The following is a 15,198-nucleotide window of genomic DNA, read 5'->3' on the forward strand; positions in this document are numbered from 1 at the left end:
TCCTTAATTTTTTGTGTAATCACGCGCACCAAAAATAGCGGTGCCGATGCGCACCATCGTGCTACCTGCCGCAATTGCGGCGTCCATATCATCCGACATACCCAGAGAAAGGGTATCAACGCCAGGATAGCGCGTTTTCAGCCCGGCAAATGCTACAGCCATTTGGCGTGCAACTTCAAACTGCCTTACATAATCTGACTCAGGGGCGGGGATCGCCATCAGTCCGCGCAGCCTGATACCGGGAAGCTCAACAACGCTTGCCGCCAGAGCGTCCAGTTCCGTAAGCGGAATCCCGGACTTGCTGTTCTCATCGCTGATATTAATTTGAATCAGCACGTTCAGCGGCGGCAGACCTGCCGGGCGCTGTTCGCTCAGACGGGCGGCGATACGCAGACGATCGATCGTATGGCACCAGTCAAAATGCTCTGCCACCAGACGACTTTTGTTGGACTGCAAGGGGCCAATAAAGTGCCATTGCAGCCCTTCGACGCCGCTTTCTTTGAAGTGGCGAATTTTCTCTACCCCTTCCTGAACATAGTTTTCGCCAAACGCCCGCTGCCCGACCGCGATGGCTTCTGCGATGGCGCTCGCAGGCTTGGTTTTACTCACTGCAAGCAGCGTAACTTCTTCTGAAGACCGCCCGCAACGCGTCGCGGCGGCTGAGATTTTGTCCCGGACATGTGCCAGGTTATGCGCGATATCGTTCATTTTCCGAGGATGTTCGTATGGATATGGAAGAAATAGTGGCCCTTAGTGTAAAGCATAACGTCTCGGATCTACACCTGTGCAACGCATGGCCTGCACGCTGGCGTAAACGGGGAAAAGTGGAAATAGCCCCGTTTAGCAGCCCGAATGTCGAGGTTTTGCTGTCACAATGGCTTAACGACGCGCAGCGCCGGGCGTGGCAGGCGGATGGTCAGCTCGACTTTGCGGTGTCGCTGCCGGGCGAATTGCGGTTACGCGCCAGCGCTTTTCATCACGAGCAGGGCGCATCGTTGGCGCTGCGGTTGCTGCCCACTACGTGCCCGCAACTGGACGCGCTCCAGACGCCTGCCGCGCTACCCGCGTTCCTTGGCGGCGAGAACGGACTGATTCTGGTGACCGGGGCGACGGGAAGCGGGAAATCCACCACGCTGGCGGCAATGGTGGAATACCTCAACCAGCATCTCGATGGTCATATTCTGACGCTGGAAGATCCTATTGAGTACCGCCATACCAGCCAGCGCTGCCTGATTCAGCAGAGGGAGGTTGGCGTACACTGCCGCTCCTTTGCCGCCGGGTTACGCGCTGCGCTGCGTGAAGACCCGGATGTGATTTTATTAGGCGAACTGCGCGACAGTGAGACCATTCGCCTGGCGCTGACGGCGGCGGAAACGGGGCATCTGGTTCTGGCGACGCTACATACGCGCGGCGCGGCACAGGCGGTAGAGCGGCTGGTTGACTCCTTTCCGGCGCAGGAGAAAGATCCGGTACGCAGTCAACTTGCGGGCAGCCTGCGCGCCGTGTTGTCGCAGAAGCTGGAAACCGACAGGCAGGACGGACGCGTGGCGTTATTTGAACTGCTCATCAACACGCCAGCGGTTGGCAATCTTATTCGGGAGGGGAAGATTCACCAGTTGCCCGGCGTTATTCAGACCAGCCAACAGGCGGGGATGCAGACGTTTGCCCAGAGTCTGCAACAGCGGCAGGCGCAGGGCAGGCTTTAGCGAACGGTTGTGCCGGATGGCGGCCGATGGCCTTATCCGGCCTACAAGCGTGCCCGTAGTTTGTAGGCCTGATAAGCGAAGCGCCATCAGGCGTTGATATGGAAGCTAATTTGTCGGTCTTAACGCTGCTCGCCATCAGGCAATTCGTATCAGTAACCCTGCTCGAAATAGCTTTCGAGGATGATGACGGCCGAGGCGGAATCCACTTTGCCTTTGTTGAGTGCGCGATAACCGCCCTGTTCAAACAGGCCAGAGCGCGCTTCTACGGTGCTGAGGCGTTCGTCATGCAGCGTAACCGGTACGCCAAAACGGCCATGAATGCGGTTGGCGAACTTGCGGGCGCGAGCGGTGAGGGGCTGCTCTGTGCCATCCATATTGAGCGGTAGCCCGACAATAATTTCATCCGGCTGCCACTCTTTCAGCAAACGCTCGATAATGTTCCAGTCTGGCGTTCCGTCCTGCGCTTTTATCGCTGGCAGCGCGCGGGCGGTGCCGGTGATGCGCTGTCCTATCGCTACGCCGATACTTTTGGTGCCGAAATCAAATGCGAGTAAGGTTCCGCTCATCAGGCATGCCCCGCCACGCCAGGCATGGTCAGAATATCAATTCCGATTAATTTGGCCGCGTCGCGCCAGCGGTCGGCAATCGGCGTTTTGAACAGAATATTGAGATCGGCAGGGGCCGTGAGCCAGGCATTATCCATCAGCTCTTGCTCCAGTTGACCTTTATCCCATGATGAATAACCCAGCGCCACCAGCACCTCAGAGGGTTGCTCCGGTGTGCCTAACGTCTCCAGCACGTCGCGGGACGTGGTGATCACCGTATTGTCAGAAATACGAATACTGGACGAAAAGCGGGAGGGCGGGGTATGTAAAATAAATCCCCGATCTTCCGCCAGCGGTCCGCCGAGCATTACGGCTTTATCCAGACGAATCGCCGGATCGCGCGGTTCGGGCGTAATCTTCAGTTTTTCCAGAATCCCTTCAATCTGTAGATTTTCCAGAGGCTTATTAATGATAATCCCCATTGCGCCATCTTCATTGTGTTCGCAAATGTACACCACGGAGCGGCGGAAAATTGGGTCCTGGAGAGCAGGCATGGCAATAAGAAAGTGATGCTGTAAATTCATTGTCAGAGGTTCTGTATCCGGGTTCAAAAAAGCAACAGCGTCCAGTATGTGGGGAAAGCGCGAAGATGTCACCCTCTGAAAATAGCTTTGCCGGATGGCAGTTTCGTCTTATCCGGCCTGTGGGGTGAAATTCCAGGCCGGATAAGACGCGAAGGCGTCGTCATCCGGCAACTAATTTACTTCTGCAAACGCGCCTCAATGGCATCCATCAGCATTCCGGTAATCGAAACCGGGAACTCCGCTTCAATTTCACGAATACAGGTTGGGCTGGTGACGTTAATTTCCGTCAGACGATCGCCGATGATATCCAGACCCACAAAAATCAGCCCTTTCGCTTTCAGGGTTGGGCCAATGCGGCGGGCGATTTCCCAGTCGCTGTCGGTAAGCGGGCGCGGTTCGCCGCGACCACCGGCCGCCAGGTTGCCACGGGTCTCGCCGCCCTGCGGAATCCGCGCCAGGCAGTACGGAACGGGTTCGCCGTCAACAACCAGCACGCGTTTGTCGCCGTCTTTAATGGCTGGCAGGTAGTTCTGCGCCATGCAATAGCGGGTGCCATGCTCGGTCAGCGTTTCGGCGATCACGCCGAGGTTGGGGTCGCCTTCCTTCACGCGGAAGATAGACGCGCCGCCCATGCCGTCCAGCGGCTTGAGAATGATGTCGCTGTGCTTCTGCCAGAAGGCTTTCAGCTGCGCTTTGTTGCGCGTGACCAGCGTTTCCGGCGTCAGGTCGGAGAACCAGGCGGTGAACAGTTTTTCGTTGCAGTCGCGCAGGCTCTGGGGCTTATTGACGATCAGCGTGCCTTTCTCTTCCGCGCGCTCCAGAATATAAGTGGCGTAGATAAATTCGGTATCGAACGGCGGATCTTTACGCATCAGGATGACGTCCAGATCGGCCAGCGGCAGATCCTGCTCGTCGTTGAACGTATACCAGTTGTCATAGTTCTGCTCTACGCTCAGGGTACGCGTGCGGGCGCGAGCCTCACCGTTGATCAAATACAGATCGGCCATCTCCATGTAATGAAGTTCGTAGCCACGACGTTGTGCTTCCAGCAGCATAGCGAAGCTGGAATCTTTCTTGATGTTGATGCTTGCGATGGGGTCCATCACGATGCCGAGCTTGATCATTGTTCTTCTCCGTTAGCCCAGATCGCCAAAACGCACCTGTAGCGCGGTAATGGCGGTGAGCGCAGTTGTCTCAGTACGCAGAACGCGAGGTCCTAACAGGATATCAGTAAACTGGTAGCGGGCGGTCATGGCGATTTCATCTGCCGACAAACCGCCTTCCGGGCCAATCAACAGGCGCACGCGCTCCACGGGGAGCGGCAGGGTGTTGATACTGGCGCTGGCGCGCGGGTGAAGGTTCAGTTTCAGCCCCTCGTCCTGTTCGGCGCACCAGGCTTCCAGATCCATTGCCGGGCGAATTTCCGGCACCCGGTTACGACCGCACTGTTCACAGGCGGCAATAGCGATTTTTTGCCACTGCTGGCGCTTCTTGTTCAGACGTTCGCTGTCCAGTTTAACGCCGCAGCGCTCAGAAAAAAGTGGCGTAATGAGGCTTACCCCCAGTTCGATCGATTTCTGGATAGTGAATTCCATTTTTTCGCCGCGCGACATCACCTGGCCGAGGTGAATATGCAGCGGGGATTCACGATCGTCGAGGGTGGCGCTGAGCACTTTTACATCGACGCTTTTTTTGCTGGCGTTGGTTATCTCGGCGTCAAACACCTGATTGCTGCCGTCAAACAGCTGGAGCGCCTGGCCTGGCCCCATACGCAGCACGCGTCCGATATGGTTGGCGGCGTCTTCACACAGGGAGAACTGGCTGCCGGATGTGATGGGTTCAGGGTGATAAATGCGGGGAATGCGCATAATAGAAAAATCCGCGTCATCTCCCCACGCCATCTGATCGCGTGGGGCTGGGTTAAAAATATTCCCGCTAGTGTAGGTTAGCTCTTTTGCGCCTGGCAAGCGCGTTGCACGTATGGATTGTGGTTCCCTTGTACCCTGGCGATGCGTTCGTCGCGCTCGCACTCCCAGTCCGTGACCGGATACAGCTTGTTCCAGGCGTTGAAAAGCTGCGTTTGCTGACGGGAGAGCGTCAGATTGTACTGGTCGCGCATATAAAAGTAGGTACGGGCGATCGCACCACGGGCGCGAGCAGGCGGTTCGGCGATTTTTTCCTTGAAATTGACCTTCATGGCGCACTGGCCGTACTGACCTTCGCCGCCATTCCACTGGCTGTACATGAAGTTGCCGCGATCGCCATTCACCTCGCCGACGGCGGGTTGCAGATTGTGCATGTCGCTCTCCATCTTGCGGTAGACAGGATCTTTCGCACAGTTTTTTCGCCCGCCGTCCTGCCAGCACTGACGCTGGTGGCCGAACTGCCAGGCGGGCACGACGTGTTCCCATTCAATGCGGCTGGCGCGGTTTTCATTTTTTCGGACTTTATAGCCGCAGGAGGCGAGATCCACGACGCCTTTTTTACCCTGCCAGTTAATTTTACACCCGCAGTAGAAATCACCGGGAACATCGGCGTTGACTTTGACCCCGGCGGTTTTGGCCTGAGAAAAACTGTTGATGCCTGTAGCCAGCACCTGCCCTGAGAGCATCATCGCCAACAACGCTGCGGCAAAAGAGAAATTACGGTACATCACGAACTCCGTGTCAAAACGAGCCCGCAACGTAGCGAAAGTTGTTCTTGTATGCAATCAGGCAGATCAGAAAAGTTCCTGATTATTCTGGCGATTATTCAGCAATAAGCGGTTCGCCGCAGTGAACGCAGCGGTAGGTGGCTTCACCGCGCACGATGCGATTATGGCGGCGCACGGTGAGCTGATGCTGCTGGCATTTACAGCGGTAGGTAAAGGTATTGCGGCGAACGGATTGCAGTTCAAACTGATGCGTGCGTCTGGCAGGGACGCCCAGTACGCTTTCCATCATCCATTTCCACTCTTTGCCGTGCGGCGCAACCCGGCCAAAATGCTTCCAGACCAGCAAATGCGCCAGTTCATGGGGCACCACTTCATTAACGAACGCGTCGACGTTTTCCATCAATAGCACAGGATTGAGACGGATTTCGTAGGTTTGTAGCCATGCTGTTCCCGCGGCAGTTCCACGTTGTTGATAAACCAGCCTGGGTTCCGGGTAATGACGTTCCAGTTTGAGATTGGCCTGGGCGAGTTTTTCCCGCAGGCTGCGCATGACGGCTTGCTGGACAGCGATAGGGAGACGGGAGGTTTTCATAACGACAGAGGATAATGGGAGGTGATGGAGACTGCAAGAGGGACGCTTCACCCCGCTAAGTTTTGCCGGATGGCGGCCGACAAACCGCGCTGCGTTCAACTGGGGGCAGTAGGCCCGATAAGCTTGCGCCATCGGGCACTTACCGCTAATTATCAGCGTTAGTCGTGAGCGCCGATTTCGCGCAGCTTACGGCCTTTCATCAGGTTACGTTCAATGTGTTCCAGAGAGACGTGTTTGGTTTCAGGAACCAGCCAGATGGTCAGGATGATGAAGAACAGGTTCAGACCGGCATAGACCCAGAAGGTGTTTGCGTTGCCCAGCGTGTTGAGCATGGTCAGGAACGTTGCGCCGACGATCATATTGGCGATCCAGTTGGTGGCGGTAGAGCAGGTGATACCGAAATCGCGGCCTTTCAGCGGCTGAATTTCAGAGCACAGTACCCAAATCAGCGGGCCGGCGCTCATCGCGAACCCGATGATAAACATCAGCAGCATGGCGATGGCGAAGTATTGCGCTGACGGCGAGTGAATGCCGATATGCATCATGGTGCCGAGAGTGCCCATGCCGATAGCCATGACCAGGAAGCCCAGCGTCAGCGTTGGTTTACGCCCCCAGCGGTCTACCAGGCCGATAGCGATAAAGGTGGCCAGCACGTTCGTCAGGCCAACGATAACGGTGCCCCACATCTGCTCGGTGGTATTGGTATAACCTGCCAGTTCAAAGATTTTCGGCGCGTAGTACATGATGACGTTCATCCCGGTGAACTGTTGCATCACCTGCAAAAGCACCCCGAGGAACACCGCGCGACGGAAGTTGCTGTTCTCTTTAAACAGCGCCCAGCCGCTCTGTTTTACTTGCAGACTTTCACGGATCTCATCCAGCTCGCGTTTGGCTTCTGCGCTGGTATCACGCAGACGCAGCAGTACGCGTTCGGCATCAATAAAGCGACGTTTCGCTGCGAACCAGCGCGGGCTGTCCGGCAGGAAGAACACGCCGATCAGCAGCAGAATGGCCGGAATGATGATCACGCCCAGCATCCAGCGCCATGCGCCGCTGTAGCTGAACGCGGTGTCAGACAGATAGGCGCCAAGAATACCGATGGTGATCATCAACTGGTACATGGAGATCATACTGCCGCGAATTTTCTCCGGCGCGATCTCAGACAGGTACAACGGGGCGGTGTAGGACGCGACGCCAACGGCCAGGCCTAACAGAACGCGGGAAACGATCAGCACCTCAACGTTAGGCGCGGCGGCGGAAAACAGAGAACCGGCCACAAACAGGATCGCGCCGATCATCAGGCTTTTCTTACGACCTAATTTGAAGGAGAGCCAGCCGCTGCCGACGGCACCGACGGCGGCGCCGCACATCATCGAACTGACCACCCACTCCTGAGTGTGCGCGGTAATCTGGAATTCGTCAGTGATGAAGGGTAAAGCACCGGCGATAACGCCGATATCCAGGCCAAAAAGTAATCCTGCCAGGGCTGCAAGAAAGCAGACAAAAAATGTCATGGCCTTGTTTGAACGCCCCTGTTTTTTATTGTCAGGCATGATGCCTCCGGTTGGGTTGCCAGTTTTGTTGATGCTAAGGGTAGGTGAGTGGCCCGCAAAAATATGTGATTAGAATCACGTTAGTGTAATCGTTTACACTAGCATTTGATGGTGAAAGTAATTAATACTTTGAAAACATAGAGGTAAGTGAGGCGGTTTGTATCGCGAATACGCACATTTAAGACTTAACTGAAAAAAATGTAACGTCAGAAGAAAAACGATCATGCAAAAGGATTATTTTCAAATCGTGGCTTATAGAATGGAGGGTAAACGGTTTCATTAATCGCCGGGTGACGGCTACGCCAAAACGACAGAACCTGTAGGCCCGTGCAAGCGAAGCGACTCCGGGCAAAAGATGCGCGCACAAATACAAAAGGCCAGCACGAGGCTGGCCTTAAAAAAAGCAACGTCAGTAAATTACTTCAGACCTGCGGCATCACGCAGCAGCTGCGCCTTGTCGGTTTTTTCCCACGGGAAATGTTCGCGGCCAAAGTGACCGTATGCAGCGGTTTCTTTGTAGATCGGGTGCAGCAGATCCAGCATCTGAATCAGGCCGTACGGACGCAGGTCGAAGAACTCGCGTACCAGCAGGGTCAACTGTTCAGAAGGCACTTTTTCAGTACCGAAGGTTTCAACCATGATAGAGGTTGGTTCAGCCACGCCGATAGCGTAAGAAACCTGAATTTCACAACGGTCAGCCAGACCTGCGGCAACGATGTTTTTCGCAACATAACGCGCGGCGTAGGCTGCGGAACGGTCAACCTTAGACGGGTCCTTACCGGAGAATGCGCCGCCGCCGTGACGTGCCATACCGCCGTAGGTATCCACGATAATCTTACGACCGGTCAGACCGCAGTCGCCCATCGGGCCGCCGATAACAAAACGACCGGTTGGGTTGATGAAGAATTTCGTCGACGCGTTCAGCCATTCTGACGGCAGGATCGGCTTGATGATCTCTTCCATCACCGCTTCCTGAAGCGATTTCTGGTCAATTTCTTCAGCGTGCTGAGTAGACAGCACTACCGCGTCGATGCCGACAATTTTGCCGTCGTCATACTGGAAAGTGACCTGGCTTTTCGCATCCGGGCGCAGCCACGGCAGCGTGCCGTTTTTACGCACTTCAGCCTGACGCTGTACCAGACGGTGCGCGTAGGTGATCGGCGCTGGCATCAGCACGTCAGTTTCATTGGTCGCGTAACCGAACATCAGGCCCTGGTCGCCCGCGCCCTGTTCCAGCGGATCGGCACGGTCAACGCCCTGGTTGATATCCGGGGACTGTTTGCCGATAGCGCTCAGCACGGCGCAAGAGTTGGCGTCAAAGCCCATGTCGGAATGCACATAGCCAATCTCACGGACCGTGTTACGGGTGATCTCTTCGATATCAACCCATGCGCTGGTCGTGATCTCACCGCCAACTAAAACCATACCGGTTTTAACGTAGGTTTCGCATGCGACGCGCGCTTTCGGATCCTGTTCCAGGATCGCATCCAGCACGGCATCAGAGATTTGGTCAGCAATTTTGTCAGGATGCCCTTCTGATACGGACTCGGACGTAAAAAGGTGTTTTGCCATGTTTTATTTCACCTAAGGAGAATTTGGTTAGCTCAAACTGTTGTGTGGAATAGCCAAAGCAGAGGATTCTACCAAGGCTTGCAGGTTGATGACACTGGCAGTCTGAGTGTTAATCAGTATGGATGGATTAACATCTGGATGGCTATTTTAGGTCACTTCTTCACCCGATTTCCAGTTTTTTTTGAATCAACTCTCGTTGCGTTGAAAACACGACTGGAAATTTTTCAGGACACTGCTGGCAATGTGCGCATTTATGCTTTGCATTTTTCCCCTCTTGTCGGTATAAAACGCGGCGCGCGGCTCATACTAAAAAGCACACGACGGATTCCTCGTGTCGCCACTTCCAGCCGGGCTAAAACGTTGCTTTGGCTTAAAGGCTTGTCTTACGGGGCGGCCGTGGAGGTGATACGAGATAATGAACCGTTGTATTCTGCTGAATCTGTCGCACCGTTCTGGTGTGCGCATGTCCCCCGCAATCTGCATCTCTGCTTTGCATACCTGCCGATGTTATACCCATCTCGGCGCTTCTCAGGATTCCAGAGCCGGTCGGTAACGGAAGACTGAACAAGGGCGCTCTTGTTGAAACAAGAGTTTTCTCGTGGTTTCGCCGAACCGTCATACTTAAGTTCGGTTACGTGTTTTACAATGATATGAAAAAGAAACCGGTCGCGCAGGCGGAGCGTCAGCACTATCTGCTGGAAAATACGTCTGTTTATGGGTTGTTATCGCGTCTACGGATTGCGATAGTAGTCAACTGTTTTACACTTGTTAATAAAATTTGAGGTTCGCTATGTCTGACGACATGTCTATGGGTTCGCCTTCGTCAGCAGGCGAACAGGGTGTACTACGCTCCATGCAGGAGGTTGCAATGAGCTCCCAGGAAGCCAGCAAGATGCTGCGTACTTACAATATTGCCTGGTGGGGCAATAACTACTACGACGTCAACGAACTGGGACACATCAGCGTGTGCCCGGACCCTGACGTACCTCAGGCGCGCGTCGATCTCGCCAAACTGGTGAAAGCTCGCGAAGCGCAAGGCCAGCGTCTGCCTGCGTTGTTCTGCTTCCCGCAGATCCTGCAACACCGTCTGCGCTCCATTAACGCGGCGTTTAAACGCGCGCGTGAATCCTACGGTTATAACGGCGACTACTTCCTCGTTTATCCGATCAAGGTCAACCAGCACCGTCGGGTGATTGAATCGCTGATTCACTCCGGCGAACCGCTGGGGCTGGAAGCCGGTTCGAAGGCGGAGCTGATGGCGGTTCTGGCGCACGCCGGAATGACCCGCAGCGTGATCGTCTGTAACGGCTACAAAGACCGTGAATACATCCGTCTGGCGCTGATTGGCGAAAAGATGGGCCACAAGGTCTACCTGGTCATCGAGAAGATGTCGGAAATCGCGATCGTGCTGGATGAAGCCGAGCGTCTGAACGTGATCCCGCGCCTGGGCGTGCGTGCGCGTCTGGCCTCGCAGGGTTCCGGTAAATGGCAGTCTTCCGGCGGCGAAAAATCCAAATTCGGCCTGGCGGCGACGCAGGTGCTGCAACTGGTTGAAACCCTGCGTGAAGCCGGGCGACTGGACAGCCTGCAACTGCTGCATTTCCACCTCGGCTCGCAGATGGCGAATATCCGCGACATTGCCACCGGCGTGCGCGAATCCGCCCGTTTCTACGTTGAATTGCATAAACTGGGCGTCAACATTCAGTGTTTCGACGTCGGCGGCGGTCTGGGCGTGGATTACGAAGGAACCCGCTCGCAGTCTGATTGCTCCGTTAACTACGGCCTGAACGAATACGCCAACAACATCATCTGGGCGATTGGCGATGCGTGTGAAGAACACGGTCTGCCGCACCCAACGGTGATCACCGAGTCTGGCCGTGCGGTAACTGCGCACCATACCGTGCTGGTATCGAACATCATCGGCGTGGAGCGTAACGAATATACGGTGCCCACCGCGCCTGCCGACGACGCGCCGCGCGCGTTGCAGAGCATGTGGGAAACCTGGCAGGAGATGCACGAACCGGGCACCCGTCGCTCGCTGCGTGAATGGCTGCACGACAGCCAGATGGACCTGCACGACATTCACATTGGCTACTCTTCCGGGACGTTCAGCTTGCAGGAACGCGCCTGGGCGGAACAGCTCTACCTGAGCATGTGCCACGAAGTACAGAAACAGCTGGACCCGCAGAACCGTGCGCATCGTCCGATCATCGATGAGTTGCAGGAGCGTATGGCGGACAAAATGTACGTCAACTTCTCGCTGTTCCAGTCAATGCCGGATGCGTGGGGTATCGATCAACTGTTCCCGGTGCTGCCGCTGGAAGGGCTGGATCAGGTGCCTGAGCGCCGCGCGGTGCTGCTGGATATCACCTGTGATTCCGATGGCGCGATCGATCACTACATCGACGGTGACGGCATCGCCACCACTATGCCGATGCCGGAGTACGATCCAGAGAACCCGCCGATGCTCGGTTTCTTTATGGTCGGCGCCTATCAGGAGATCCTTGGCAACATGCACAACCTGTTCGGCGACACCGAAGCGGTTGACGTGTTTGTCTTCCCGGATGGCAGCGTGGAAGTTGAGCTGTCTGACGAAGGGGACACCGTGGCGGATATGCTGCAATACGTACAGCTCGATCCGAACACGCTGCTGACCCACTTCCGCGATCAGGTGAAACAGACCGGTCTGGACGATGCGCTGCAACAGCAGTTCCTCGAAGAGTTTGAGACGGGGCTGTACGGGTACACTTACCTGGAAGACGAGTAGCCGCTGATGCCCGGTGGCGCTGCGCTTACCGGGCCTACGAATATAGGCCGGATACGGCGAAGCCGCCATCCGGCAGAATGCTATACTCACTTGAACCCGTATGAATTAACGGCGATAATTCGCCCCAATAAGCGATTTACGAATCAATCCCTTCCTCGTCGGGTTTAACGACGCGGAGGGGATTTTTTTTCATCTGTTTTTAATGTATCGACTTTAAAAGAGGTCAGGACATGAGCACTTTAGGTCATCAGTACGATAACTCCCTGGTTTCCAACGCCTTCGGCTTTCTGCGTCTGCCGCTGAATTTCCAGCCTTATGACAGCGACGCCGACTGGGTTATCACCGGCGTACCGTTTGATATGGCGACTTCCGGTCGTGCGGGCGGCCGCCACGGCCCGGCGGCAATCCGTCAGGTTTCCACTAACCTGGCCTGGGAGCACAACCGCTTCCCGTGGAACTTCGACATGCGCGAGCGCCTGAACGTTGTGGACTGCGGTGACCTGGTCTATGCGTTTGGCGACGCGCGCGAGATGAGTGAAAAATTGCAGGCGCATGCGGAGAAACTGCTGTCAGCCGGTAAACGTATGCTCTCCTTCGGCGGCGACCACTTCGTGACCCTGCCGCTGCTGCGCGCTCATGCAAAGCACTTTGGCAAAATGGCGCTGGTGCATTTTGACGCGCATACCGACACCTACGCGAACGGCTGCGAGTTTGACCACGGCACCATGTTCTACACTGCGCCGAAAGAGGGGTTGATTGACCCGAACCACTCCGTGCAGATTGGTATTCGTACTGAATTTGATAAAGACAACGGTTTCACCGTGCTGGATGCCTGCCAGGTGAACGATCGCGGCGTGGATGACATCATCGCGCAGGTTAATCAGATCGTTGGCGATATGCCGGTCTACCTGACCTTTGATATCGACTGTCTGGACCCGGCGTTCGCACCGGGCACAGGGACACCGGTGATCGGCGGCCTGACTTCCGATCGCGCCATTAAACTGGTGCGCGGTCTGAAAGATCTGAACATCGTCGGGATGGACGTGGTGGAAGTGGCTCCGGCTTATGACCAGTCCGAAATCACCGCGCTGGCTGCGGCGACCCTGGCGCTGGAAATGCTCTACATTCAGGCGGCGAAAAAAGGCGAATAAGTGCTTCCCCCTCTCCGTCATCAGGAGAGGGGTTTTAACTTAAAAGATGTTAAACGGATATTCCACGTAAGCGCGAATCTCGTTGCCGCTGACGTTATAGTCGCTGGCGTTGCTGGACACGCGTAATACGGAATAGCGCAGCTTCAGTTTCAGGTCTTTCGCCATGCCGTCCTGAACCTGGTATTGCACCTGGTTGAACCACTCGTGCTCTTTGCCGTTGCTGGTTGCCGATGTTTTGATGTTATCGCCGCGAACATAAGCGGTTGTCCAGCTCAGCCCCGGTAAACCGAGACCGGCAAAATCCAGTCCATATGACGCCTGCCAGGAACGTTCGTCTTCACCGTTAAAATCAGACCAGTAAGAGTTCGCCAGCCAGATGGTGTTGCCGCCATCGCCGACGCCGCCCTGATCGCGATAGCTGCCGTAGTGATAACCGGTGCTGCCGCTGCTTTGCTGATACGCCACTTTAAAGGTATGAATATCCCAGATATAACTTGCCGCCAGGCTCCAGATGCTGTTGCTGCGGCCAGTATTCAGGCTATCGGCGTAACCGGAATCCAGACGTGAGTTGTAGCCGTTGAAGTCCAGCACCAGCTGCTGTCCGGTGCTGAAAGGCTGTTTGAAGTTCAGCCCCAGATACTGTTTGTTCAGCACATCTTCGACGTGCGAGGCATACAGGGCGCCGCTGAACTGATCGTTAAACTGGTAGCTCGCGCCGCCGAAAGAGAGGCTTTTCAGGCCGCTGTTGTGGCGGTCGTCGCTTTTGCGCTGCTCGTCGGTGAAATAACCGGCATTAATCTCCAGACCGTCGATCTCTCTGGAGGTCAACATGGTGCCGGTGAAGCTTTCAAACAGCAGACGGGAATCGTCGGCGTAGACGATCGGGAGCTGCGGACGCTGGTTGCCGTAGCTCAGGACGGTGTTGGAGATGCGCATTTTGGCGGTTGCGCCAAATTTTGCCAGATCGGATTTCGCGCGGCCGTCGCTGTCTTGTTTGAAGAAGTCGATACCGCCTGCGCCACTGCGGCCACGGCCGCCGTCCAGACGCACGCCATATTGCGCAATACCGTCAACGCCAAAGCCGATCAGACCTTCGGTATAGCCGGATTCAAAGGTGGCGACAATGCCCTGGCCCCATTCGGCTTTGTCCTGTACGCCGCCCTGATAGTCGCGGTTAATCCAGGCGTTACGTAAAAAGAGATTTAAATGGCTGTCATTAACAAAACCCTGGCTGTCGGATTGTTGGCTGGCAATGGCAGGCAATGCGGCGAATAAACTTAATGCGATTAGCGATATTTCTTTTTTCACTGAGGGAACTTCTCTTTATGGATAATATCAAATTGAATTGCTGCGTTACGGATAGTTACCTGAATAATTATTGATTGCAAACATTTTGTGACAAAGGCTTACAGCCGTTGGCGTGCCGGCCATATCGGGGCTGGACTATTTTATATTTTGTCTGTGGCGTTAAAAGAAGTGATAAAACATGCCGGGGAATATAAATACTAAAATAATCCTCTATCAGAGAATAAAACGTCGAATATATCGCTACTGTTTATATTCTGATATTTAACGTTCTGTGCGCTTAAGTTATCAATTTATGCGTTATAAGAATGGGGGGAATTACCATTTGAACGCTATTCTGTCTGCCGGGAGAATATTTAGCCAGGAAGATTGTTTCCGTTCACCTGATGTTCAACATTACTCTGAAAACTCAGTACTCGTGAACGTGCAAGGGAGGCTCGCCGCCGCCTCCCTTGCAACCCAGGCTCTCCGGCAAGGAAAATCGCCGCTGCGCGGTTCATTCGCCTTATTCCGTCTGCCTTTCGGGTCGGGGCCGAGCCTGCGTCCCGGCAGGCCGTCCCCTCCGCCCGCGTCCCTGCGGGCGGACCCGGTCAGCCGTCAACGTCTCATCGATTTTCAGCCGGAACAGGGGCATTGCTGTAATGCCCTGATTTTCAGTTGCACCGGTTTTGCTGTTAAAAAAACAAACCGTGGAAATGGTCAGGTGTGGGCGGGTCCGGCTGAAAATTGCCGACGTGTTTCCGTAAGGCCGGAGGAACCCGCATGGATGC

At 55.2% G+C, this 15,198-nt stretch carries 15 protein-coding genes; 5 read left to right on the forward strand and 10 right to left on the reverse strand.

The features are described 5' to 3' along the window. Positions 1 to 3 precede the first annotated feature (3 nt). Positions 4 to 708 carry a YggS family pyridoxal phosphate-dependent enzyme gene (locus OGX81_RS08175; RefSeq protein ID WP_049010785.1) on the reverse strand — a complete coding sequence of 235 codons (705 nt, stop codon included), beginning with the start codon at positions 706 to 708 and terminating at the stop codon, positions 4 to 6. 17 nt (positions 709 to 725) lie between these two features. On the opposite strand from OGX81_RS08175, the gene OGX81_RS08180 reads away from it, so the two are divergent. Beyond that, on the forward strand, positions 726 to 1,706 hold the full coding sequence (locus OGX81_RS08180; RefSeq protein ID WP_104868203.1) for a type IV pilus twitching motility protein PilT: 981 nt from the start codon (positions 726 to 728) through the stop codon (positions 1,704 to 1,706). Between the two features lie 149 nt (positions 1,707 to 1,855). On the opposite strand, the gene ruvX is transcribed toward OGX81_RS08180, so the two are convergent. The 8 genes from ruvX to metK form a co-directional block, all read right to left on the reverse strand. After that, complete coding sequence (gene ruvX / locus OGX81_RS08185; protein WP_071257864.1) at positions 1,856 to 2,272, reverse strand: Holliday junction resolvase RuvX; 417 nt, start codon at positions 2,270 to 2,272, stop codon at positions 1,856 to 1,858. Beyond that, positions 2,272 to 2,835, reverse strand: coding sequence for a YqgE/AlgH family protein (locus OGX81_RS08190; RefSeq protein WP_012135063.1), 564 nt, complete (start codon positions 2,833 to 2,835; stop codon positions 2,272 to 2,274). The genes ruvX and OGX81_RS08190 overlap by 1 nt, the downstream gene beginning before the upstream one ends. Positions 2,836 to 3,011: 176 nt before the next feature. After that, positions 3,012 to 3,959, reverse strand: a complete 948-nt coding sequence (gene gshB / locus OGX81_RS08195; RefSeq protein WP_047461353.1) for a glutathione synthase — start codon at positions 3,957 to 3,959, stop codon at positions 3,012 to 3,014. Positions 3,960 to 3,971: 12 nt separating this feature from the next. After that, the gene (gene rsmE / locus OGX81_RS08200; protein ID WP_047463935.1) at positions 3,972 to 4,703 is read right to left on the reverse strand and encodes a 16S rRNA (uracil(1498)-N(3))-methyltransferase; all 732 of its coding nucleotides are present in this window, start codon (positions 4,701 to 4,703) and stop codon (positions 3,972 to 3,974) included. A 77-nt stretch (positions 4,704 to 4,780) separates the two neighbouring features. After that, positions 4,781 to 5,488, reverse strand: a complete 708-nt coding sequence (gene endA / locus OGX81_RS08205; protein ID WP_012135060.1) for a deoxyribonuclease I — start codon at positions 5,486 to 5,488, stop codon at positions 4,781 to 4,783. Between the two features lie 94 nt (positions 5,489 to 5,582). Beyond that, on the reverse strand, positions 5,583 to 6,080 hold the full coding sequence (locus tag OGX81_RS08210) for a SprT family zinc-dependent metalloprotease (RefSeq protein WP_024130936.1): 498 nt from the start codon (positions 6,078 to 6,080) through the stop codon (positions 5,583 to 5,585). 158 nt (positions 6,081 to 6,238) lie between these two features. Continuing rightward, entirely contained in the window at positions 6,239 to 7,633 is a 1,395-nt protein-coding gene (gene galP / locus OGX81_RS08215) for a galactose/proton symporter (RefSeq protein ID WP_286487537.1), read from the reverse strand. Positions 7,634 to 8,050: 417 nt separating this feature from the next. Then, complete coding sequence (metK, locus tag OGX81_RS08220; RefSeq protein ID WP_012135057.1) at positions 8,051 to 9,205, reverse strand: methionine adenosyltransferase; 1,155 nt, start codon at positions 9,203 to 9,205, stop codon at positions 8,051 to 8,053. 415 nt (positions 9,206 to 9,620) lie between these two features. Between metK and yqgG the strand changes: the two genes are divergently transcribed. The 4 genes from yqgG (at position 9,621) to speB (ending at position 13,123) form a co-directional block, all read left to right on the forward strand. Then, entirely contained in the window at positions 9,621 to 9,758 is a 138-nt protein-coding gene (gene yqgG / locus OGX81_RS08225; RefSeq protein ID WP_269475138.1) for a small protein YqgG, read from the forward strand. 97 nt (positions 9,759 to 9,855) lie between these two features. Further along, a complete protein-coding gene (gene yqgB / locus OGX81_RS08230; RefSeq protein ID WP_047463939.1) occupies positions 9,856 to 9,987 on the forward strand; it encodes an acid stress response protein YqgB in 132 nt (43 codons plus the stop codon). 8 nt (positions 9,988 to 9,995) lie between these two features. Beyond that, a complete protein-coding gene (speA, locus tag OGX81_RS08235) occupies positions 9,996 to 11,972 on the forward strand; it encodes a biosynthetic arginine decarboxylase (protein ID WP_024130934.1) in 1,977 nt (658 codons plus the stop codon). A 230-nt stretch (positions 11,973 to 12,202) separates the two neighbouring features. Next, positions 12,203 to 13,123, forward strand: a complete 921-nt coding sequence (gene speB / locus OGX81_RS08240) for an agmatinase (protein WP_012135054.1) — start codon at positions 12,203 to 12,205, stop codon at positions 13,121 to 13,123. Positions 13,124 to 13,162: 39 nt separating this feature from the next. On the opposite strand, the gene OGX81_RS08245 is transcribed toward speB, so the two are convergent. After that, positions 13,163 to 14,431 (reverse strand): OprD family outer membrane porin, encoded by a 1,269-nt coding sequence (locus OGX81_RS08245; RefSeq protein ID WP_012135053.1) that lies wholly within the window; start codon positions 14,429 to 14,431, stop codon positions 13,163 to 13,165. Positions 14,432 to 15,198: the final 767 nt, after the last annotated feature.

Source organism: Citrobacter sp. CK206 (genome assembly GCF_030333125.1).
In the GTDB taxonomy this organism is placed as follows: Bacteria; Pseudomonadota; Gammaproteobacteria; order Enterobacterales; family Enterobacteriaceae; genus Citrobacter_B; species Citrobacter_B koseri.